This is a genomic window from Thioalkalivibrio sp. ALMg9 (assembly GCF_000380625.1).
In the GTDB taxonomy this organism is placed as follows: Bacteria; Pseudomonadota; Gammaproteobacteria; order Ectothiorhodospirales; family Ectothiorhodospiraceae; genus Thioalkalivibrio; species Thioalkalivibrio versutus.
In genome coordinates this window covers 814,977-835,279 of the sequence record NZ_AQYC01000009.1, presented here as the reverse complement: position 1 = coordinate 835,279, position 20,303 = coordinate 814,977, and the positions used below count along the sequence as shown (strand labels likewise).

The window sequence follows — 20,303 nt, the reverse complement described above, 5'->3', positions numbered from 1 at the left end:
GAGGAGTCGCGATTGAATCGCTATTACTGGGGGTTGGTTGTTGCCCTGGTGGGTCTCGTCGCCGTCTGGCTGGTGGTTGCGATGGGCCCGGGTCTGGATCTGGAGACCCTGCAGGTCGCGCGCCTGCAGGTGGAGGACTGGCGGGTCGCGCACCCGTTCGTCACGGCCTGGGTGTTCTTCCTGTTGTACATGGTGGTGGCCGCCTTTTCGGTGCCGGGGATCGTGGTGATGACCCTGGCCGGCGGTGCCCTGTTTGGCGTGGTCTGGGGCACCGTGCTGTCGTCGCTGGCTTCGACGCTGGGGGCGACCCTGACCTTTGTTGTGGCGCGGGCGCTGGCGCGCGATGCTGTTCAGCGTCGTTACAAGAACCAACTTGGGCGCATCAATGCGGGCTTTGAGCGCGAGGGCGCGTTCTACCTGTTCGCGCTGCGGATGATTCCGGTGTTCCCGTTCCTGTTGATCAACGCCGGGATGGGCCTGTTGCCGATCCGGATCTGGACGTATTTCTGGGTATCGCTCGTGGGGATGCTGCCGGCCACGGCGGTGTTCGCGAATGCCGGGACGCAGTTGGGGCGGCTTGATGGCATCGAGGGCATTCTCTCGCCGGTGCTGGTCCTGTCCCTGGTTGCCACGGGGCTTTTTCCGCTCCTGGCGCGCTGGCTGGTGAATGCCGTGCGCCGCAGGCGGGGTCGATTGGAGAACCCGGGCACGGACTAAGACGCACGCAGTATCTGCCATCGCGTATATAATAGGGTTTACCGTTGGGAGGCGGCCGTGGAGCGCGCACCGCCGGACACAATCTCGAAGTTCAACGAACGATCCCGTCACATATTGCGTGCGCTGTCCGACTCGGGGCGCGAACGACACAAGGAGTTTTCCATGACATTGAATGTTTTGTTGCGCCAGGGTCAGGTGGCCTTCCTCGCGCTGGGCCTGATGGGCTTCGGCATGGCCGCCGTGCAGGCGGAGGAAGAGTCGCTGGATCGTCCGATCGAGAAGGTGCTGGAGCCGATTCAGCTGACCGACCGGGTTCATTACTTTTACGGCTCGCTCGAGAACCGCACGCCGACCAATCTCGGTTTCACCAATAACACCGGCTTCGTGGTGACCGACGAAGGCGTGGTGCTGATCGATTCGGGGCCGAGCTACCAGGTCGCCCAGCGCATGGAGAAGGCGATTGCCGGGGTCACCGACAAGCCGATCACGCACGTGATTTCGGTGGGCAGCCAGGACCACCGCTGGCTGGGCAACGGCTACTTCCACGAGCAGGGGGCGGAGCTGGTTGCGCTGCAGCGGACCGCGAGCACCCAGGCCGATCGCGGGGAGGGGCAGATCGCCTCGCTGGCCAATTCCGTGGGCGAAGAGGCGATGGAGGGCACCCAGCCGGTTCCGGCACCGAACCCCATCGATGCCGATGAATACACCCTGACCGTGGGCGGTGTGGACTTCGAGCTGATCTATGCCGGGGATGCCCACTTCCCGGGCGACATCATGGTTCACCTTCCGGGCGAGGACGTCGTCTTTACCGGTGACATCGTCTACACCGAGCGCATGCTGGGCATCCATCCCTTCAGCAATCCAGTGGAGAAGCTCGAGGCCTTCCGGCACCTGGAATCCATCGATCCGGAGATCGTCGTGCCGGGGCACGGCCGCGCGACCGACATGGCCGAGGCACGCCAGGATACGGGTGATTACCTGGAACTCCTGGTGCGCGAGGTGACGGCAGGCATCGAGGACTGGGAATCGCTGGGCGAGGTGGTCGACCGCCTGGCGGATCTGGAACAGTTCAAGCACCTGCGCCACTACGATGACTGGCACCGCCCGAACGTGAACCGGACCTACCTGTTCATCGAAGGCAACATGTAACAACCGCACGGTAATCCCGGCCACAGCCCGGGAGATCTGCCGACGGCGCGGGGCACATGGTATGCTTCGCGCCGTTGTCGTTTCCGGCAACTCCAAATTTCTGATACGCGACGTTCGACCCCGCGTATGGGTCGGCGAAGGAGCCTCGCAATGCCCGCAATAACCCTCCCCGACGGCAGCCGCCGCGAGTTCGATCACCCGGTCACCGTGCTGGACGTGGCGAAGGACATCGGTCCCGGCCTGGCCAAGGCCACCCTGGCCGGCAAGGTCGATGGCGAACTGGTCGATGCCCGCCACGAGATCGACACAGACGCCGCGCTGGCGATCGTGACCGACCGCGACCCGGAAGGGGTGGAGATCATCCGGCATTCGACCGCGCACCTGATGGCGCAGGCGGTCAAGCAGCTGTTTCCCGACGCGCAGGTGACCATCGGCCCGACCATCGAGAACGGCTTCTACTACGACTTCGCCTATGACCGCGGCTTCACGCCGGAGGATCTGGAGAAGATCGAGAAGCGCATGAAGGAGCTGGCCAAGCAGGACTTGCCGGTGGAGCGCTCGCTGATGGACCGCGACGAGGCGGTGGAGTACTTCCGCAACATGGGCGAGAAGTACAAGGCCGAGATCATCGCGAGCATCCCGCAGGGCGAGAACATCTCGCTGTACAAGCAGGGCGACTTTGTCGATCTCTGCCGGGGCCCGCATATCCCGTCCACCGGCAAGCTGAAGGCCTTCAAGCTGACCAAGGTGGCCGGTGCCTACTGGCGGGGGGACTCCGACAACGAGATGCTGACGCGTATCTACGGTACCGCCTGGCCGAACAAGGATCAGCTGAAGGAGCATCTGGATCGGCTGAAGGAGGCCGAGCGCCGCGATCATCGCAAGATCGGCCAGGAGCTGGATCTGTTCTCGATCCAGGACGAGGCCGGTGGTGGCCTGGTGTTCTGGCACCCGAAGGGCGCGCGCATCCGCCGCGAGATCGAGAAGTACTGGTACGACATGCACGAGAAGGCCGGTTACGACTTCGTGGTCTCGCCGCATATCGCGAACCTGGAGCTGTGGAAGACCTCCGGCCACGCGGATTTCTACGCCGAGTCCATGTACGAGCCGATGGAGGACGAACACCAGTCCTTCCAGCTCAAGCCGATGAACTGCCCGTTTCATGTGCTGATGTACAAGGACCGGCTGCATTCGTATCGCGATTTGCCGCTGCGCTGGGCGGAGATGGGCACGGTGTACCGCCGCGAGATGTCCGGTGCGCTGCACGGGCTGATGCGCGTGCGCGGGTTTACCCAGGACGATGCCCACATCTTCTGCCGCGAGGACCAGATCGAGGCCGAGGTCATGGGCGTGATCGACCTGACCCTCGAGGTTCTGCAGACCTTCGGCTTCGAAAAGTTCGACGTGAACCTGTCGACCAAGCCCGAGGATGCGGTCGGCTCGGATGAAATCTGGGAACACGCGACCGCTTCGCTGCGCTCGGCGATCGAGAAGAAGGGCCTGGATTATTCGGTGGACGAGGGCGGCGGTGCCTTCTACGGTCCGAAGATCGATATCAAGATCCACGATGCGATCGGCCGCGAATGGCAGTGCTCCACGGTACAGCTGGACTTCAATCTGCCCGAGCGTTTCGACATGGAATACGTCGCCGAGGACAACGAGCGACGCCGTCCGATCATGATCCACCGCGCGCTGCTAGGCTCGGTGGAACGCTTCTTCGGCGTGCTGATCGAACACTATGCCGGACACTTCCCGGCGTGGCTGGCCCCGGTGCAGGCCGAGGTGCTGACCATTACCGAAAGGCAGGATGAATACGCCCGCGAGGTCACGAAGACACTGCGCGCGATGGGGTTCCGGGTCGAGGCCGACTTGAGAAACGAGAAGATCGGCTTTAAGATTCGCGAGCACACGCTCAAGCGCGTGCCGTACCTGCTGGTCCTTGGAGACAAGGAGATGGAAAATGGGCAGGTGGCGGTGCGTACGCGGAGTGGGGAAGACCTCGGCGTGATGCGCCTCGAGGACTTCGGCGAACGCCTCCGGGAGGAGGTCGGCAGTCGCCAACACTGAACCCTGAACTGGAGAGAAGGCTATTAGCGCAGCGAAAACGGTCCGCCTGAACGATCAGATCACGAGTCCGCAGATCCGACTGATCGACGCCGAAGGCGAGAATCGCGGTGTCTGCAGCACTGCAGAGGCCCTGGAAATGGCCCAGGAAGGTGGTCTGGACCTGGTCGAGATCTCGCCGAATGCCGAGCCGCCCGTGGCCCGGATCATGGATTACGGGAAGTTCAAGTTCGAGCAGGCGAAGAAGGCGCAGGAAGCCAAGAAGAAGCAGAAGCAGATCCAGATCAAGGAAGTGAAGTTTCGTCCGGGTACGGACGAGGGCGACTACAACGTCAAGCTTCGCAACCTGCGCCGCTTCATCGAGGCCGGTGACAAGGGCAAGGTGACCATCCGCTTCCGCGGGCGCGAGATGCGCCACCAGGAACTGGGTGGCGAGCTGCTCGACAAGGTCGAGAAAGACATGGCTGATATCGCGGTCGTGGAACAGCGGCCGAAGATGGAAGGACGTCAGATGATCATGGTGCTGACGGGCAAGAAGAAGTAAGTCCGTCAGACGACAAGGGCGATCGGGTTTCCGCATACCCGCATCGCTTTTTCATAAACGGTCGGCCCGCAGTGGGTACGGCCCAAAATGCCGGAGAGAGTAATGCCGAAGATCAAGACCAATCGGGGTGCGGCCAAGCGCTTCACCCGTACCGGGTCGGGGAAGTTCAAGCGGTTCCAGTCGCACCGCAGCCACATCCTGACCAAGAAGCCTACCAAGCGTAAGCGTCACCTGCGCAGTCCGGCAATGGTGCACGAGTCGGATGCCCCGGCCGTGCGCAAGCTGCTGCCGTACCGTTGAACTGACCGAGGAATCGAGACATGCCACGAGTCAAGCGCGGTGTAACCGCTCACGCCCGTCACAAGAAAGTCCTGAAGCAAGCCAAGGGCTACTACGGCGCCCGGAAGAACGTCTTCCGCGTTGCCAACCAGGCCGTCATCAAGGCCGGTCAGTATGCCTACCGTGACCGTCGCCAGAAGAAGCGTCAGTTTCGGTCGCTGTGGATCGTCCGCATCAATGCGGCGGCCCGTCAGTTCGATCTGTCCTACAGCCGTTTGATGAACGGTTTGAACAAGGCCGAGATCGATATCGACCGCAAGACCCTGGCCGATCTGGCCGTGCACGACCTGACCGCGTTCGGCAAGATCGCGGAGAAGGCCAAGGCTGCACTGCCGGCCTGAGGCGCAGGGCCTGAAGGACTGCCCGCCGGCGGTGTGCCGGCGGGTCCCGAGAAGGGAGGGTCGATGCCCTCCCTTTTTTGTTTCGGGAACAGGAAACGAGGCGCCTGCAAGGCAGCGGCCCGCACTCGGGGGCCGCTGCCTTGCAGGCGAATAGGGGGCCGGGGAGGCCCGTACCAGTCGGGGGAAGTCGTGGAACAACTGCAACAGCTGGTCGCCGAGGCGCGCGAGCGCGTCGAAGGGGCCACGGACCTGAAGGCGCTGGACGAGGTCCGGGTGCACTATCTCGGCAAGAAGGGCGCACTCACGGCACAGCTCAAGGAGCTGGGCAAGCTACCGGCGGAGGAACGGCCGGCGGCGGGGCAGAAAGTGAACGAGGCCAAAACCGAGGTCGCCGGCCTAATCGAGTCGCGCAAGGAGGCCCTGGCGCAGAGCGCACTGGCGGAACAGCTGGCGGGCGAACAGGTCGACGTGACCCTGCCGGGGCGGCGTCAGGCTGATGGCGCGCTGCACCCCATTACACAAACCCTGGAACGCATCGAGACCTTCTTTGCCGGATTGGGCTTCCGCGTGGCCGAGGGCCCCGAGGTGGAAGATGACTTCCACAACTTCGAGGCCCTGAACATCCCCGAGCATCACCCGGCGCGGGCGATGCACGACACCTTCTACTTTGATGCCCACCGCGTGCTGCGCACGCATACCTCGCCGGTACAGATCCGCACCATGGAACAGGAGCGCCCGCCGCTTCGCGTGATCGCGCCAGGGCGCGTGTATCGCTGCGATTCGGATCTGACGCATAGCCCGATGTTCCACCAGGTGGAAGGGCTTTGCGTGGATACGGACATCACGTTCGCGGATCTGCGCGGCGTGTTGAGTGCATTTCTTCAGGCCTTCTTTGATCGGGACGATCTGGCCACGCGCTTTCGGCCGTCGTACTTCCCGTTCACCGAGCCGTCGGCCGAGGTCGACATCCAGTGCGTGCACTGCGGCGGTCACGGCTGCCGCGTTTGCAGCCACACCGGCTGGCTGGAGGTGATGGGTTGCGGGATGGTGCACCCCAACGTGCTGGGTCACGTGGGGATCGACGCCGAGCAGTACACCGGCTTTGCCTTTGGCCTGGGCGTCGAACGCATGGCGATGCTGCGCCATGGCGTGAATGACCTCCGGCTGTTCTTCGACAACGATATCCGCTTCATCGGGCAATTCGGGCAGACAGGCTAATGCGTATCAGTGTGCAGTGGCTGCAGGAATGGCTGCAGATCGACGAGACCCCGGAACAACTGGGCCATCGCCTGACCATGGCGGGTCTGGAACTGGATGCGATGGAAGCGGCGGCGCCCGCGTTCAGTGGGGTGCGGGTGGGCCACGTGGTGGCGGTCGAGCCGCACCCGGACGCGGATCGCCTGCGCGTGTGCCGGGTCGAAGTGGGCGAGGCGGAGCCGCTGACCATCGTCTGTGGCGCGCCCAACGTGCATGAAGGGATGCGGGCGCCGGTGGCGGTGGTCGGTGCGGTATTGCCCGGCGATTTTCGTATCAAGCGCTCCAAGCTACGCGGCGTGGCTTCCGAGGGCATGCTGTGCTCCGCTCGCGAGCTTGGCCTGGCGGATGATGCCGAAGGCCTGATGTCGCTGCCGACGACGTTGGAGGCCGGCCAGGACCTGCGTGAGGCGCTGGGGCTGGACGACACCATCCTGGAAGTGGACCTGACGCCGAACCGGGCCGATTGCCTGGGCATGCGCGGGATTGCGCGGGAGTGCTCGGCATTGCTGGACCGGCCGCTGCATGCCCCGGCGATGCCGGCCGTGGACGTCGCCAGCGATGCCCGGGTGAGCGTCGTCATCGAGAATCCGGAGGCCTGCCCCTTGTATGCCGCCCGGGTCCTGGAGGGCCTGGACGCCAAGGCCGCGACGCCGCTGTGGATGACCGAACGCCTGCGCCGTGCCGGGGTACGCGCGCTGAGCGCGATCGTGGATGTGACCAATTACGTGATGCTGGAACTGGGCCAGCCACTGCACGCCTTTGATGCCGATCGCACGGGCGCCCCGATCCAAGTGCGCCAGGGCAAACAAGGGGAAACCCTGACGCTGCTCGGAGGCGACCAGACGGTGAAATTGTCGCCGCAGGATCTGGTCATTGCGGGTGATGACGGCCCCCTGGCGCTGGCCGGAGTGATGGGCGGCGCCGCCAGCGCGGTCGATGCCACCACCACCCGCGTGATCCTCGAATGTGCGCATTTCGCACCGCGCGCCCTGGCCGGTCGGGCGCGGGCCCACGGCCTGCATACCGATGCCTCCCACCGTTTCGAGCGGGGTGTCGACCCGACCCTGGTCCCGCAGGCGATGGAACGCGCGACCCAGCTGCTGCTGGAACTCTGCGGCGGGCAGTGCGGCCCGGTCGAGCAAGTGGGCGCGACGCCGGCCTCCCATGCGGAACAGGCGATCGTCCTGCGCCCGGATCGTGTCCAGCGCTTGCTCGGGGTGACCCTAGAGGCTTCCGAGGTCGAGCGGATCCTGGAGGCACTGGACTGCCGCATCGAGACAAGCGAGAGCGGCTGGTCGGTACGCGCGCCGCGGGCCCGATTCGACCTCGAACGCGAGGAGGATCTGATCGAAGAGCTGGCCCGGGTGCACGGCTATGACGCCCTGCCGCAGACACTCCCGAAGCCGGTTGCGCCGGTGACGCCGGAGTGGGGTCTGCGGTCACTGCGCAACGGGCTTGCCCGCCAGGGCTTCCATGAGGTGATCAGCTTCAGTTTTATCGCTCGCGAGGCCGCCAGTGCGTTCTACCCGGACGTGGAGCCCCTGGCGTTGGCGAATCCCATTTCGTCCGATCTGGCGGTGATGCGCCCGGGACTGTGGTCCGGGTTGGTGACCACTGCCGCCTACAACCAGGCGCGCCAGCAATCGGACCTGCGCCTGTTCGAGCATGGCCTGCGCTTTGTTCCGGATGCGTCCGGTCTGCGGCAGGAGCCGCGACTGGCCGGCCTGCTTGGTGGGAGGGTGGCTCCGGAAGCCTGGGAAGGCGAGGCGAAGAAGGTCGATTTCTTCGACGCCAAGGGCACCGTGGAAGGCCTGTGCGAACGCGTCGCCGGCGCGCTCGGCTTTCGCGCGGAACGTCATCCGGCGCTGCATGACGGGCAATCCGCACGGGTACTGGTCGACGGGCAGCCGATCGGCTGGGTCGGGCGCCTGCACCCGGCGTTGTGCGAGCGCTTCGACGTGGATCCGGTCTACCTGTTCGATCTGGACGCGACTGCCGTGGTGCAAGCCCCGGTGGCGCAGTTCTCGCCGTTGTCGCCGTACCCGTCCATCCGTCGGGATCTGGCGCTGGTGGTGGCCGAGTCGGTGGCGGCGGGCGATGTGCTGGCGGCCATCGACGAGCTTGGCCTGGAGATCCTTCAGGACGTTCGCCTGTTCGATGTGTACCAGGGCAAAGGCTTGAATCCGGACGAAAAAAGCCTGGCTTTGGGCTTGATTTTACGGGCTTTTGATCGCACCCTAGGCGAACAGGACGTGGCTGGCGTCACCGACGCGGTGGTGCAGCATCTCCAGGCCCGGTTCAACGCAACCTTGAGACAATAGCCGATGGCAGCTGTAACCAAGGCGGATCTCGCCGCCGCGCTAAACGAGGAACTGGGTCTCAACAAGCGCGAGGCCAAGGAATTCGTCGAGATGTTCTTCGAGGAGATGCGGCAGTCGCTGGAGACCGGCGAGGGCGTGAAGCTTTCCGGGTTCGGGAATTTCATCCTGCGCGACAAGAACCAGCGGCCAGGGCGCAATCCCAAGACGGGCGAAGAGATTCCGGTTTCCGCGCGTCGTGTGGTGACCTTCCGGCCGGGACAGAAACTGCGCGAGCGGGTAGAGAGCTATGCTGGAGGCGAGTAACCACCAGGAACTGCCCGCCATCCCGGGCAAGCGCTACTTCACCATCGGCGAAGTCGCGGAGCTGTGCCAGGTCAAGCCGCATGTGCTGCGGTACTGGGAGCAGGAATTCCCGATGCTGGAGCCGGTCAAGCGGCGCGGCAACCGCCGCTACTACCAGCGTCAGGACGTGATCCTGATCCGTCAGATTCGCGCATTGCTGTACGAAGAGGGCTACACCATCAATGGTGCCCGTCAGAAGCTCTCGGGCGACGAGGCCAAGGGTGATCGTCAGCAGGCCCAGCAGATCATCCAGGACACCATCTCCGAGCTCGAGTCGGTTCTGCGCGTGTTGCGCGCCTGAGGCTCCGACCCTGCGGGGGTGGCTTCCGGGCGTTGTGTTGATGCGATTCGCTACGCTCGTCGCATCCTACGGTGTCCGTCTGAACCCAACTCCAATTCGAAATTCCCCCTCTGTAGGATGCGATGAGCGTAGCGAATCGCATCAATACGCCACTCTCGGTGTACTTGACACGAATGGTCCGCACGGATCTCGCTGCAATGGGGTGGCCGACGCTTTCGTGAAGGCGGGGAATCGGATATAGTTCGCGGCTTCGGGGCGTGGCGCAGTCTGGTAGCGCATCTGCATGGGGTGCAGAGGGTCGCAGGTTCAAATCCTGCCGTCCCGACCAAACAGGAACGATCAAAAAAGGCCGCTTCAAGCGGCCTTTTTTGTGTTCGGGGTTGCAGGTTGCGGCGTCGCCTGGGCTCAGGCTCAATCCATCGAGCGGCGGCGTGCCTCGCGCTGGTAATGGAGCAGGGCGATGTTGGTCTGGCGTTCCATCCACTGGGTCATGCCGACGATCTCGAAGCCCGCAAACTCGAAGCCATCACGTGTGCTGCGGCGACGGTTGGCCAGACGCAGGTTCCCGGAAAGGCGTTCCCTGACATCGGGGAGCAAGAGGTTCTCGAAGGCCAGGTTCGCCTGCTCCTCAAGCGCATCCAGGAGGGTGGTGGGCAGCTCGATGCACATGCCCTGGGCAGAGAGGTCGGCAACCTCGCCGATCACGGGATCCCTCCAGGCCTTCGCATGGAGTTCGATCTGAGGGCGCTGTGCCATCGGAATGTGCACGCGGAACGTTTCGCGGCGTTGCAGGTAGTGCAAAGTCTCCGGATAGGTGCAGACGTAGAGCGCGCCTTTTTGCTCCTGCTCGATGCGTGATACGTGCGTGCCGAATCGCACTGCGACCCCGCGCAGCGCCGCGAATACGCGCAAGTCCATGCCGGCACGGACCTGCTGGTGCGCCCGAGGCGGGGTCAGCTCGTCGAGAAAGAGTTCCTTGGCGGCTGGGTCCAGACGGACCAGGGCCGAGGTGTACAGGGGGCCGTCGGTATCCACGCGAACGCTCACGACGGTGAGCTTGTGGTCGAGGTCCTTGAGGATGCCGGCAATCCGGTCCGGCTTGTCGACGGTATAGTCGGTGTCGTCCATGCGTCCGAAGTGTTAGGAAAGTGTGAGGACGCAAGGTACTGGTGGATGCCGCGAAAAGCCAGCCTCCACCAGGACCGGGCTCTCAGGCCTGGGTGATCTGGCGTCCGCCGCGGCTTCCGGGGCGGGCGCGGCCATACGGGTCGTAGGTGGCCGCGGGGCCGGTTTCCTCGCCGCGGAGGATCTGCATGGAGAGTTCCACGCGCTGGCGGTCACGGTCGATCAGGCGCGCATTGCCCTGATTCAGAGTGTCGCAGCGTTCGATGGACTGGCGCAGGGCTTGCCACAGGTCGTTCAGTACTACGCCATCGTCCATCTTCGAGAACAGGCGCGCGACGCCCTCGGGGCTGAAGGCCTCGCCGGCGGCCTCGACCAGGCCTTGCTGGTTGCGGGTCTCGGTTTCCAGCTCATGCAGCAGGGTCTGCTTGCCGGTCACCACGTCCTGCAGCGTATCGGGTTGGCGCGCTTCGACTGCGCGCGTCTCCTGTAGCAGGCTCTCTTCCAGCTGATGAGCCAGCCGGATTGAGGTCTCGAGCGAGCGTTGCAGTTTGTGGTGCGCGTCGGCATTCATGGGCGATAGACCGGGTTAGCGCAGCAGGCTTTCGAGGTCGATCATGCGATCGGCCAGCTGCTGGTTGTCCACCGGATAATTGCCGCTGGAGATCGCCTCGCGCAGTTCGGCAACGCGGGCGGCGTCGAAGGGTGCGGTGTCACCCGCGCCGGCCGCGGCATTCATCGCCTGGGCGGCCCCGGTGAGCGTGACCGAATCATTGTTTGGCGCCGATGCGTTACTGGAGGCCGGCGCACGGCTCGTCGTGTTGCCGGACTCGTCGCGACCCTTTACCCCGGGATTCTGGCTGTCGGGGCGCAGGCTGTTCGTGTTGAGGCCCTTGATATCCATGATGCCTTCCTGTCGTTGTAACTGTGCTGCAATTGTTTACGGCCAGCGGTGCTGAAACTGTAGGCCCCGGGGGCGGAAAAGTGTAACGGGCTTCACAGTCCGCTTCGAAAATCATCGGCGTGCCTGGTGTGGCGAGGCCTCAAAGCGCTACCCGGATGTGGCCGGAGGCCTGGATTTCGCCTTCGACGACGCGCCCGGAGGATGCGTTCTTGACGCGGATTCGCTCGCCGAGCGTCCCGTTCTCCAGCGCTTCGCCCTGCATGCGGATGGCGATCGAGCCGTTCTCTGCCAGGATGGTAACCCGCTGGCCGCGACTGATGATCTCGCGCGGGCTCACGTGCTGGGTGCCGATGATCTGACCCGGGCGGATGCTGCGGCGGGTCTGTTGGCCGATCAGGGCATTCTTTTCCTCATGATAACTGCCGGCATGGCGCGAGGTCTCGATTCGCTGGAAACGCAGGTCGCCCGCCGAGAGGGTGTGCTGGCGCGGCAGGGTGCGGTTCGCAACCAGCACTTCGGCGTAACGTTCGACGGTTGCCGGCACGTATAACTGCCAGGTCACCGGGCCGGCACACTGGATATGGACAGCGGTGTTGCCGTCACGCCGCCCGCCGGGTGGGAAACGCGCTTCCAGGCCGTCCGTGCAGGGGACGAGGCGCAGACGCTTGTCGAGCTGGCCAATCTCGATGGAAACATCCTCCTCGCTATCGGTAACGCCCAGTTCCTGAATCAGGAACTGCTCGGCGGCGTGACGGATGTCGTCAACCGGGTGCACTTCGGCCCGGACGCTGGTAGACAGCAGCACCAGGGTGAACAAGAGGGCGACTCCGGCAAGGAGACGCGGAAGGGTTCGCACGTTTGCGCTCGAGTCGATTGCGCTCGCTGGCGAGGCACCGGACCGGCCGCCTTTTTCCGGAACGAAGAGGGCCCCAACGCGAACGAGCGAACGGATCAGCGTCTCCCTGGAAGCGGAAGAAAATTCTGAAATGTGTCGGCGCTGGTTCATGTCGCGGTCCTGTTTTGTCCTGTCCTGCGCAGCCAGGTCGGTGCGGGCGTCGGACTGTGCGCGAATGGCTCGGGTTTGACGGATCTTGCGTCGTTGTCGAGCGAATCGCGTGCGGTTTCAGTACGCAAAAACATGCAGATGTCGTGCCAATGACTGATCATCCGGCGCCACGCGTGCATTCAAGGCCCGTCGCGGGCGGCCGTTATCACCATGAGGCGGCGCCAGCAGGCGCATGCGCGCGAATGCAAATGACAGGCCGGGGTTGCGCGGTGCACACTTGGCCTTTGAGGCCTGTCCGGTGCCTAGAGCAATCGGGGCAAGGAGAGCGGCACGATGAGTCAATTCATTGACGATGTGAATCAGCGAACCCAGTTGGTGGGGCAGAACCGCATGGAGCTGCTGCTGTTCCATCTGGGCGGGTCGCAGACCTTCGGGATCAATGTCTTCAAGGTCCGCGAGGTGATTCCGTCGCCACCGCTGCGTCAGATTCCCGGCTCCATGAGCGTGGTGCGCGGGGTGGCGTCGCTGCGTGGCGGTACCGTGCCGATCATTGACCTGGCGCGAGCGATGGGCCTGCGTGGCGCCGTCGGGGCGGTCGACAACGGGGAGCAGAAAGTGGTGGTCACCGAGTTCAATCGTTCGGTGCAGGGCTTCTGGGTGTCGGCGGTGGATCGCATCGTCAACGTGAACTGGCAGGATGTGAAATCGCCCCCGCGCGGAACCGGGCGCGAATCCTTCCTCGTGGCCGTCACGGAGATCGACAACAAGCTGGTCGAGATCATCGACGTCGAACGGGTGCTCTCCATCGTCAATCCGCTGCCCAGCGAGGTCTCGCCATCCATCCGCGAGAACGCCAGAGAGGCCAGCGGGCGCAAGGTCGTGATCGTCGATGACTCGGTGGTGGCGCGCAAGCAGATCGAGGGCGCGATCAAGGGCCTCGGTTTCGAATACGACGTCTTCAAGGATGGCCAGGAGGCACTGGATTTCCTTGAACAGAAGGCCGCGGAAGGGCCGGTGGGTGACCAGATCGAGATGGTGATCTCGGATATCGAGATGCCACGCATGGACGGCTACACCCTGACCGCGCGCATCCGGGACAACACCGCGCTGAAGGACCTGAAGGTGCTGCTGCACTCCTCGCTGAGCGGTGAGTTCAATACCGACATGGTCAAGCGCGCGGGCGCGGATGCCTTTCTCTCCAAGTTCAATCCCGATGAGCTGGCCAATGCCGTACTGGATCAGACCGGGCGCGAGAGTCAGCAGGCCGAATGACCGGTCGGGCGGAACCGCGTCGCCGCCCGGCAAGCCCGGAGCGGCGACGGGTGGCCGGAAGTCGGTGTGTATGGTGCCATGCGCGCGACGCCGTATACTCGATCCGATCTTCGGGATCACCCCGGTTTTCCGGCCAAGCGGCCCCGGTCAAGGATTCGTCATCAGGATGCCTAATCACGATGGACAGCGCTCAGGGATGACTCGGTGATCGATTCCCGCGACTACGAGGAGTTCTCCCGCTTCCTGCAGGACTGCTGCGGCTTGGTGTTGGGTGACAGCCGCCAGTACCTGGTTTCCAGTCGTCTGTCGCGGCTGCTCGACGAGTTCGACTTCAAGAGCGTCCCGGAACTGCTGCATGCGATGCGGCAGGCCCCGAATCCGCGCCTGCGCACCCGCGTGATCGATGCGATGACGACCAACGAGACGTCCTGGTTCCGCGATGGCTTTCCGTTCGAGATCCTGCGCCACGTGCTGCTGCCGGAACTGGCCGCGAAGGGAGGCAGCATCAAGGTCTGGTCCGCGGGCTGCTCCAGTGGGCAGGAGGCCTATACGATCTCGATGGTGGTCTCGGAATGGGAGGAGTCGCGGCCGGCCCGGAAGGTACCGGTCTCCATTCTGGGCACGGACCTGTCAGAGAAGATCCTGGACGATGCGCGGCGGGCCGTGTACGACGGCCTGAGCATCGTGCGCGGGCTCAGCGAGAGCCGGCGCGCGCGCTTCTTCGAGACCGTCGCGGATGGCCACAAGGTGATCCCGGATGTGCAGCGGCGCTGTCGCTTTCAGAAGCTCAACCTGATCGACAGCTATGCGGCGCTGGGCAAGTTCGACCTGGTGTTCTGCCGCAACGTGCTGATCTATTTCTCGGGCGACACCAAGCGACAGGTTCTTGACGCTATCGCCCGGCAGATGAATCCGGGCGGGTATCTGTTTCTTGGCGCTTCCGAGACCGCAGGGCCCTATACCCAGGCTTTCGAGACCGTACGAACCGAGTACGGCTCGGTACTTCGTCTGAAGTCCTGACGTAATCCAGCCCCGGGGCTGATTCCCGGGAACGCCCGTGCAATGCGGGCGGCGAGTCGTTCCATCCCTTCCCCTGGCTGCCCGCTGTGCCTGCGCCCCTGCGGCACGCCGCTCGAGAATGGCATAACGATTGCTTCAGTCCCCCTGCGAAGGGTCGCAATCGGTGCGCCCCGTTCTCCAAGCGAGGGTCCGCCACGGGCGGACAGGACGGAAGCGATGAGTCTCTCTCTCGACAAGGCGATGGGTATTTCTCCGCAGGCGGTGAATGTGCGGGCGCAGCGCATGGAGCTGCTGGCCTCCAACATCGCCAACGCGGATACCCCGAACTACAAGGCGCGGGATATCGATTTTCGTGCGGTGCTCGAATCCGCGGCCGGCGGCGGCAACACCTTGCCCATGGCGCGCAGTCAGGCGGCGCATCTCGACCCCAACGCCGGCGCGATGAACGGGCAGGTCGAGGCGCTTTACCGCGTCCCCTCGCAGGCGTCGCTGGATGGCAACACGGTGGACCCGCAGATGGAGCGGGCCGCCTTTGCCGAGAACGCGGTGCAGTACCAGAGCAGTCTGGAATTCCTCAATCGCCGGGTCTCCGGCATCCGCGAAGCCCTGCGGGGCGATCGTTAAGGAAACACTGATTAATGTACACACTCGCGTTGGTACCCCAGGTTTTCCGAGCCAAGGCGCGGTGCGCAGCCGGTAGTGGTTCTACCGGCAAGTGCCGCAACGCAGGATCGGGGAACCTGGGGTGCCAACCCCCGCAAGTCATGGAAAGTAGGGGCTCGGCCGCTTTTGCGCGGGAACGGCGTTGCGGTTCCTTTGTGCAGAATGACTGCACGGCAGTCACCGCGCCTTGTTCGCACGCAAAAGCGACTCGAGCGCGAGCGTGTACATCAATCAGTGTTTCCTTAACGCGGACCTGATCGGGAGATCGATGTCGTGAGCAACCTTTTCAGCCTGTTCAATACCTCCGCCTCGGCGCTGTCGGCGCAGTCGGTGCGCCTGAACACCGTGGCCTCGAACCTGGCCAACGCGAACACCGCCGCGACCAACCCCGACGAGGCCTATCGCGCCAAGCAGGTGCTGTTCCAGAGCGTGATGGACCAGGCCAACCCGAACGGTTCGTCGACCTCCGTGCGGGTGGCCGGCGTGACCGAGTCGCAGGCGGCGCCGCATGCGCATTACGAACCCCATCACCCGCAGGCCAACGAGGAGGGCTACATCTTCCGTCCGGCCATCAGCGTGGTGGAGGAGATGGCCAACATGATGTCCGCCTCGCGCAATTACGAAGCCAACGTGGAGGTGATGGAGACCTCGCGTCAGCTGCTCCAGCGCACATTGCAGATCGGTCAAGGCTAGGGAGCCATCGATGACACAGATATCCCCCGAATTGCTGGATCGCCTGGGCCTCTCGCGCCCCGAGCAGAAACAGGACAAGGACATGGACCGCCTGGGCCAGTCCGACTTTCTCAAGCTGATGACGACCCAGCTGGAGAATCAGGATCCGATGGAGCCGATGGACAACGGCGACTTCCTGGGCCAGATGGCGCAGTTCTCGACCGTAACCGGCATCGAGGAGCTCTCCAAGTCCTTCCAGCAGCTGGCGCAGTCGCTGGGCCAGAACCAGACGCTGCAGGCCGCCTCACTGGTAGGCAAGGACGTGCTGGTTCCCGTCGAATTCGGCGAGCTGGGTCCGGACGGCATGGTCAAGGGTGCGGTGGACCTGGATCGCTCCACGGAGGAGCTGCAGATCGACGTGTACAGCCCGACCGGCGAGCGCATCCGCCGCATGAACCTGGGGGCCGCCGGCAGCGGCCTGCAGGAGTTCAGCTGGAACGGCATGCGCGACGACGGGACCTTCGCACCCCCGGGCGTCTACGAGTTCAAGGCCACGGCCCGCTCCGGGACCCAGTCCGAGGCCGTGGATACCTTCCTGGATGCCCGCGTGGAGAGCGTCGCGGTGGGCAATGACTCCGGGCTGGCACTGACCGTGCAAGGCCTGGGCGAGATCAGCTTTTCGGATGTACGGCGGATTGGCGGCTGACGCCCCGCAACAAGAACCCTGACGGAGGAAACACCCCATGCCCTTCAATATCGGATTGAGCGGACTGAACGCGGCCCAGGCCGACCTGCAGACCACCGGCAACAACGTCTCGAACTCGGGGACCACTGGCTTCAAGCGCTCGCGTGCCGAGTTCGGTGACGTGTTCGCCCAGAGCTTCGGCGGTATCAGCCAGACGGCAATCGGCTCCGGTACGCGCCTGCAGGCGGTGACCCAGCAGTTCTCGCAGGGCCGGACCGAGTTCACCGAGAACGGCCTGGACCTGGCCATCAACGGCGAGGGCTTCTTCGTCCTGAATGACCAGGGCAGCACGGCCTATACCCGGGCCGGGGAGTTCCAGGTCAATCGCGACGGCTTTCTGGTGAACAACCAGGGTCAGCAGTTGCAGGGCTATCCGCCGCAGGACCCCAATACGGCCGACCCGAACTTCAACACGGGGCAGCTTGAAGACATTCGCCTGCAGACCGGCGCGGCACCGCCCAACGCGACAACTTCGGTGGAAGCTCTGCTCAATCTGCGCTCCGATGCCGAACCGCCGCCGGAGGAGCCATTCAACTTGAATGAGCCCGATACCTACAACTTTTCAACGTCGCTGACACTGTATGACTCGCTTGGCACCGCGCGTGATGCAAGCATCTACTTCGTCAAGGGTGAAGAGGTCGGTCAATGGGCGGCTCATGTCGCGGTGGACGGTGTAGCGGATGACACGCCATACGAACTTACCTTCGATGGCAGTGGCTCGATCGAAAGCGTTGACCGTATCCCGCCCGAAGTGTTCGTTGAGTTTGACAATGGCGCGAACCCCCTCGAGTTCGAAATCGATTTCGGCGGTACCACGCAGTACGGCGGCGATTTTGCCGTTAACGACCTCAATCAGGACGGCTTCGCGTCGGGGCGCCTGACCGGCGTGGACATCGACGACTCGGGTGTGGTGTTCGCCCGCTTTACCAATGGTCAGTCGACGGTACTGGGCCAGGTGGCGATGGCCAACTTCACCAATCCGCAGGGCCTGGAGCAGCTGGGCAACAACAACTGGGCCGAGACTTTCGCGGCCGGCGAGCCGGTGTTCGCGGCACCCGGGACCGGCAACCTGGGAACCATCCAGTCCGGGGCACTTGAGGCCTCCAACGTGGATATTGCCCAGGAGCTGGTGAACCTGATCACCGCGCAGCGCAACTTCCAGGCGAACGCGCAGACCATCTCGACGGCCGATCAGGTCACCCAGACGATCATCAACATCCGTTAAGTCGCGGATGAGACGCTGAAGAGGGCTTGAGCATGGATCGATTTCTGTACATCGCGATGTCCGGTGCGAAGGAGACGATGCACGCACAGGCCATCAACAACCACAACCTGGCCAACGCCAATACCGACGGCTTTCGCCAGGCGCTGGCCACGGCAGATACCTTGCCGGTGCGCGGGCCGGGCCATGCCTCGCGCGACTACACCCAGATCGGCAACGATGCGGTGGACTTCAGCAAGGGCAAGATGCAGAGCACCGGGCGCGATATGGATATCGCCATCGAGGGCGAAGGCTTTATCGCGGTGCAGGGCCCGGACGGGGAGGAAGGCTACACCCGCGCCGGCTCGCTGCATGTGGATGCCTTTGGGCTGCTGCGCACCGCGCAGGGTCACCAGGTACTGGGGGATGGCGGTCCGATTGCCATCCCGCCGGCGGAGCAGATCGAGATCGGCACCGACGGCACCATCAGCGTGCGCCCCCTGGGGGTGGGCCCGGAGGCCCTGGCGGCGGTGGAACGCATCCGCCTGGTGAATCCGGACACCGACGAGCTCCAGCGCGGGGATGACGGCCTGTTCCGCCTGGCGGAAGGGGGCGAGGCCCCGGCGGATGCCGAGGTGCGCGTGGTCTCCGGGATGCTGGAGGGCAGCAACGTGAACACCATCGAGGCGCTCACGCGGATGATCGAGCTGTCCCGTCACTTCGAGATGCAGGTGAAGATGATGGACAGCGCCAACACGCTGGAACAAAGCAGCAACCGCTTGCTCGGCCTCGGCTGATGCACGGCTTCGAGAGTAACGACAGGAGAACACCATGAACCAGGCACTGTGGATCGCCAAGACCGGCCTCGATGCGCAGCACACGCGCATGTCGACGGTCTCGAACAACCTGGCCAACGTGAACACCACCGGCTTCAAGAAGGACCGGGCGGTATTCGAGGACCTGATCTACCAGACCGTGCGCCAGCCAGGCGCCCAGGCCACTCAGGATCAGCAGCTGCCCTCGGGCCTGCAGATCGGTACCGGGGTGCGCGCCGTCTCCACCGAGAAGATGTTCCAGCAGGGCAACCTGCAGCAGACGGACAACTCGCTGGACATGGCCATCGAGGGCCGCGGGTTCTTCCAGATACTGCTGCCGGACGGAAATGTGGGCTACACCCGGGACGGCAGCTTCCAGTTGAACTCGGATGGCCAGGTGGTGATGTCCAATGGCTACCCGCTGCAGCCGGGTCTGTTCGTGCCGGAGGACACCCAGTCCCTCTCGATCGGCAAGGACGGCACGGTGACCGCGCAGATCCCGGGGCAGGCCGCCCCGGTGGAGCTGGGCAATATCCAGCTGGCGGATTTCGTGAATCCGGCCGGTCTGCAGGCGGTGGGCGAAAACCTGTTCCGCGAGTCCGCGGCCTCGGGTGTGGCGCAGCAGTCCCTGCCGGGCCTGAACGGCACCGGCACCGTGGTGCAGGGCTCGCTGGAGACCTCGAACGTGAACATCGCCGAGGAGCTGGTGAACATGATCGAGACCCAGCGCGCCTACGAGGTCAACTCCAAGGCGATCTCCGCGGCCGACCAGTCGCTGCAGTTCGTCAACCAGACGATCGGGTGATGTGATGACGCGCCTCGGAACCGTTCTCCGCCTGGCCCTGGCCGTGACCGCCGCATTGTTGCTGTCCGCCTGCGCCGCCACTCAGACGACCAAGCCGGACGACAACCCGGAGTACCAGCCGGTGATGCCGGCGCAGCCGGTCCCGCAGTCGCAGAACAATGGCGGCATCTACCAGGCCGCCCACTCCCAGGGGCTGTTCGAGGACTACAAGGCGCGCAATGTCGGCGACATCCTGACGGTCATCCTGGCGGAGAGCACCAACGCGCAGAAGTCTGCGTCGACTTCCACCGGCAAGGATTCCAACCTGGAGCTGGGCAATCTCTCGGCCTTCGGCCGAGATGCCACGTTCAATGGTCGCCCGTTGTTTGGGGCGAGCAACTCGAGTTCGCGGGACTTCGACGGGTCCGGGGACTCCTCGCAGAGCAACCAGCTCGACGGCGAGATCACCGTGACCGTGGCCGAGGTACTGGCGAACGGCAACCTGGTCGTGCAGGGCGAGAAATGGTTGGGCATCAACCAGGGCGAGGAGTACGTGCGCTTCCGCGGCATCGTGCGCCCGGTGGACGTAACCACCAACAACACTGTGCTCTCCACCCAGGTGGCCAATGCCCGCGTGTACTACGGCGGTTCCGGCGTACTGGCGGACAGCAACACACCCGGGTGGATCACGCGCTTCTTCAACAGCCCGATCTGGCCCTTCTGA

General features: G+C 64.2%; 23 protein-coding genes and 1 tRNA gene. 20 read left to right on the top strand and 4 right to left on the bottom strand.

Features of this window, described 5'->3' with window-relative positions:
* Positions 1-12: 12 nt before the first annotated feature.
* From F792_RS0113035 to F792_RS0112985, 11 genes are all read left to right on the top strand, one after another.
* The gene (locus tag F792_RS0113035) at positions 13-717 is read left to right on the top strand and encodes a TVP38/TMEM64 family protein (protein WP_018169974.1); all 705 of its coding nucleotides are present in this window, start codon (positions 13-15) and stop codon (positions 715-717) included.
* Between the two features lie 162 nt (positions 718-879).
* Positions 880-1,866 (top strand): MBL fold metallo-hydrolase, encoded by a 987-nt coding sequence (locus tag F792_RS0113030; protein WP_018169973.1) that lies wholly within the window; start codon positions 880-882, stop codon positions 1,864-1,866.
* Between the two features lie 150 nt (positions 1,867-2,016).
* Positions 2,017-3,933, top strand: a complete 1,917-nt coding sequence (thrS, locus tag F792_RS0113025; RefSeq protein WP_018169972.1) for a threonine--tRNA ligase — start codon at positions 2,017-2,019, stop codon at positions 3,931-3,933.
* A gap of 22 nt (positions 3,934-3,955) precedes the next feature.
* Complete coding sequence (infC, locus tag F792_RS0113020; protein WP_081620152.1) at positions 3,956-4,474, top strand: translation initiation factor IF-3; 519 nt, start codon at positions 3,956-3,958, stop codon at positions 4,472-4,474.
* A gap of 102 nt (positions 4,475-4,576) precedes the next feature.
* Positions 4,577-4,774 carry a 50S ribosomal protein L35 gene (gene rpmI, locus F792_RS0113015; protein WP_017942014.1) on the top strand — a complete coding sequence of 66 codons (198 nt, stop codon included), beginning with the start codon at positions 4,577-4,579 and terminating at the stop codon, positions 4,772-4,774.
* A gap of 20 nt (positions 4,775-4,794) precedes the next feature.
* Positions 4,795-5,154, top strand: coding sequence for a 50S ribosomal protein L20 (gene rplT / locus F792_RS0113010; protein WP_018145454.1), 360 nt, complete (start codon positions 4,795-4,797; stop codon positions 5,152-5,154).
* A 189-nt stretch (positions 5,155-5,343) separates the two neighbouring features.
* Positions 5,344-6,372 (top strand): phenylalanine--tRNA ligase subunit alpha, encoded by a 1,029-nt coding sequence (gene pheS / locus F792_RS0113005; RefSeq protein WP_018169970.1) that lies wholly within the window; start codon positions 5,344-5,346, stop codon positions 6,370-6,372.
* Entirely contained in the window at positions 6,372-8,732 is a 2,361-nt protein-coding gene (gene pheT / locus F792_RS0113000; RefSeq protein WP_018169969.1) for a phenylalanine--tRNA ligase subunit beta, read from the top strand. The genes pheS and pheT overlap by 1 nt, the downstream gene beginning before the upstream one ends.
* Before the next feature lie 3 nt (positions 8,733-8,735).
* A complete protein-coding gene (locus F792_RS0112995; protein WP_018140932.1) occupies positions 8,736-9,035 on the top strand; it encodes an integration host factor subunit alpha in 300 nt (99 codons plus the stop codon).
* Entirely contained in the window at positions 9,019-9,375 is a 357-nt protein-coding gene (locus tag F792_RS0112990; protein WP_018140933.1) for a MerR family transcriptional regulator, read from the top strand. Before F792_RS0112995 ends, F792_RS0112990 begins: the two co-directional genes overlap by 17 nt.
* Positions 9,376-9,626: 251 nt before the next feature.
* Positions 9,627-9,703: transfer RNA gene (locus F792_RS0112985), tRNA-Pro, on the top strand.
* An 83-nt stretch (positions 9,704-9,786) separates the two neighbouring features.
* On the opposite strand, the gene F792_RS0112980 is transcribed toward F792_RS0112985, so the two are convergent.
* The 4 genes from F792_RS0112980 to flgA all read right to left on the bottom strand — a co-directional run bounded on the left by F792_RS0112980 (position 9,787) and on the right by flgA (position 12,218).
* The gene (locus F792_RS0112980) at positions 9,787-10,503 is read right to left on the bottom strand and encodes a flagellar brake protein (protein ID WP_018169968.1); all 717 of its coding nucleotides are present in this window, start codon (positions 10,501-10,503) and stop codon (positions 9,787-9,789) included.
* An 82-nt stretch (positions 10,504-10,585) separates the two neighbouring features.
* Positions 10,586-11,071, bottom strand: a complete 486-nt coding sequence (locus tag F792_RS0112975; RefSeq protein ID WP_018169967.1) for a flagella synthesis protein FlgN — start codon at positions 11,069-11,071, stop codon at positions 10,586-10,588.
* A gap of 15 nt (positions 11,072-11,086) precedes the next feature.
* Positions 11,087-11,401 carry a flagellar biosynthesis anti-sigma factor FlgM gene (gene flgM, locus F792_RS0112970; protein WP_018169966.1) on the bottom strand — a complete coding sequence of 105 codons (315 nt, stop codon included), beginning with the start codon at positions 11,399-11,401 and terminating at the stop codon, positions 11,087-11,089.
* Between the two features lie 139 nt (positions 11,402-11,540).
* Positions 11,541-12,218 (bottom strand): flagellar basal body P-ring formation chaperone FlgA, encoded by a 678-nt coding sequence (gene flgA / locus F792_RS0112965; protein ID WP_018169965.1) that lies wholly within the window; start codon positions 12,216-12,218, stop codon positions 11,541-11,543.
* 522 nt (positions 12,219-12,740) lie between these two features.
* On the opposite strand from flgA, the gene F792_RS0112960 reads away from it, so the two are divergent.
* The 9 genes from F792_RS0112960 to flgH all read left to right on the top strand — a co-directional run bounded on the left by F792_RS0112960 (position 12,741) and on the right by flgH (position 20,303).
* The gene (locus tag F792_RS0112960) at positions 12,741-13,679 is read left to right on the top strand and encodes a chemotaxis protein CheV (protein WP_018169964.1); all 939 of its coding nucleotides are present in this window, start codon (positions 12,741-12,743) and stop codon (positions 13,677-13,679) included.
* 204 nt (positions 13,680-13,883) lie between these two features.
* On the top strand, positions 13,884-14,699 hold the full coding sequence (locus tag F792_RS0112955) for a protein-glutamate O-methyltransferase CheR (protein WP_018145462.1): 816 nt from the start codon (positions 13,884-13,886) through the stop codon (positions 14,697-14,699).
* Positions 14,700-14,915: 216 nt separating this feature from the next.
* A complete protein-coding gene (gene flgB / locus F792_RS0112950) occupies positions 14,916-15,323 on the top strand; it encodes a flagellar basal body rod protein FlgB (protein ID WP_018169963.1) in 408 nt (135 codons plus the stop codon).
* 312 nt (positions 15,324-15,635) lie between these two features.
* Positions 15,636-16,055: a flagellar basal body rod protein FlgC gene (gene flgC / locus F792_RS0112945; protein ID WP_018169962.1), complete on the top strand. Its 420-nt coding sequence runs from the start codon at positions 15,636-15,638 to the stop codon at positions 16,053-16,055.
* A gap of 10 nt (positions 16,056-16,065) precedes the next feature.
* Positions 16,066-16,740 carry a flagellar hook assembly protein FlgD gene (locus F792_RS0112940; protein WP_018169961.1) on the top strand — a complete coding sequence of 225 codons (675 nt, stop codon included), beginning with the start codon at positions 16,066-16,068 and terminating at the stop codon, positions 16,738-16,740.
* Positions 16,741-16,777: 37 nt separating this feature from the next.
* A complete protein-coding gene (flgE, locus tag F792_RS0112935; RefSeq protein WP_018169960.1) occupies positions 16,778-18,004 on the top strand; it encodes a flagellar hook protein FlgE in 1,227 nt (408 codons plus the stop codon).
* Between the two features lie 32 nt (positions 18,005-18,036).
* Positions 18,037-18,777 (top strand): flagellar basal-body rod protein FlgF, encoded by a 741-nt coding sequence (gene flgF, locus F792_RS0112930; RefSeq protein ID WP_018169959.1) that lies wholly within the window; start codon positions 18,037-18,039, stop codon positions 18,775-18,777.
* A gap of 34 nt (positions 18,778-18,811) precedes the next feature.
* Positions 18,812-19,600 (top strand): flagellar basal-body rod protein FlgG, encoded by a 789-nt coding sequence (flgG, locus tag F792_RS0112925; RefSeq protein WP_018145468.1) that lies wholly within the window; start codon positions 18,812-18,814, stop codon positions 19,598-19,600.
* A 4-nt stretch (positions 19,601-19,604) separates the two neighbouring features.
* Positions 19,605-20,303 (top strand): flagellar basal body L-ring protein FlgH, encoded by a 699-nt coding sequence (flgH, locus tag F792_RS0112920; protein WP_018145469.1) that lies wholly within the window; start codon positions 19,605-19,607, stop codon positions 20,301-20,303.

What these genes read in the sequence shown, in the direction of transcription:
- flgE (WP_018169960.1), top strand. Translation starts at nt 16,778, where the DNA reads ATGCCCTTCAATATCGGATTGAGCGGACTGAACGCGGCCCAGGCCGAC.
- flgG (WP_018145468.1), top strand. Translation starts at nt 18,812, where the DNA reads ATGAACCAGGCACTGTGGATCGCCAAGACCGGCCTCGATGCGCAGCAC.
- thrS (WP_018169972.1), top strand. Translation starts at nt 2,017, where the DNA reads ATGCCCGCAATAACCCTCCCCGACGGCAGCCGCCGCGAGTTCGATCAC.
- flgH (WP_018145469.1), top strand. Translation starts at nt 19,605, where the DNA reads ATGACGCGCCTCGGAACCGTTCTCCGCCTGGCCCTGGCCGTGACCGCC.
- pheT (WP_018169969.1), top strand. Translation starts at nt 6,372, where the DNA reads ATGCGTATCAGTGTGCAGTGGCTGCAGGAATGGCTGCAGATCGACGAG.
- flgB (WP_018169963.1), top strand. Translation starts at nt 14,916, where the DNA reads ATGAGTCTCTCTCTCGACAAGGCGATGGGTATTTCTCCGCAGGCGGTG.
- F792_RS0112940 (WP_018169961.1), top strand. Translation starts at nt 16,066, where the DNA reads ATGACACAGATATCCCCCGAATTGCTGGATCGCCTGGGCCTCTCGCGC.
- F792_RS0112990 (WP_018140933.1), top strand. Translation starts at nt 9,019, where the DNA reads ATGCTGGAGGCGAGTAACCACCAGGAACTGCCCGCCATCCCGGGCAAG.
- rpmI (WP_017942014.1), top strand. Translation starts at nt 4,577, where the DNA reads ATGCCGAAGATCAAGACCAATCGGGGTGCGGCCAAGCGCTTCACCCGT.
- F792_RS0112975 (WP_018169967.1), bottom strand. Translation starts at nt 11,071, where the DNA reads ATGAATGCCGACGCGCACCACAAACTGCAACGCTCGCTCGAGACCTCA.
- flgM (WP_018169966.1), bottom strand. Translation starts at nt 11,401, where the DNA reads ATGGATATCAAGGGCCTCAACACGAACAGCCTGCGCCCCGACAGCCAG.
- F792_RS0112960 (WP_018169964.1), top strand. Translation starts at nt 12,741, where the DNA reads ATGAGTCAATTCATTGACGATGTGAATCAGCGAACCCAGTTGGTGGGG.
- F792_RS0112980 (WP_018169968.1), bottom strand. Translation starts at nt 10,503, where the DNA reads ATGGACGACACCGACTATACCGTCGACAAGCCGGACCGGATTGCCGGC.
- flgF (WP_018169959.1), top strand. Translation starts at nt 18,037, where the DNA reads ATGGATCGATTTCTGTACATCGCGATGTCCGGTGCGAAGGAGACGATG.
- F792_RS0112995 (WP_018140932.1), top strand. Translation starts at nt 8,736, where the DNA reads ATGGCAGCTGTAACCAAGGCGGATCTCGCCGCCGCGCTAAACGAGGAA.
- rplT (WP_018145454.1), top strand. Translation starts at nt 4,795, where the DNA reads ATGCCACGAGTCAAGCGCGGTGTAACCGCTCACGCCCGTCACAAGAAA.
- F792_RS0113030 (WP_018169973.1), top strand. Translation starts at nt 880, where the DNA reads ATGACATTGAATGTTTTGTTGCGCCAGGGTCAGGTGGCCTTCCTCGCG.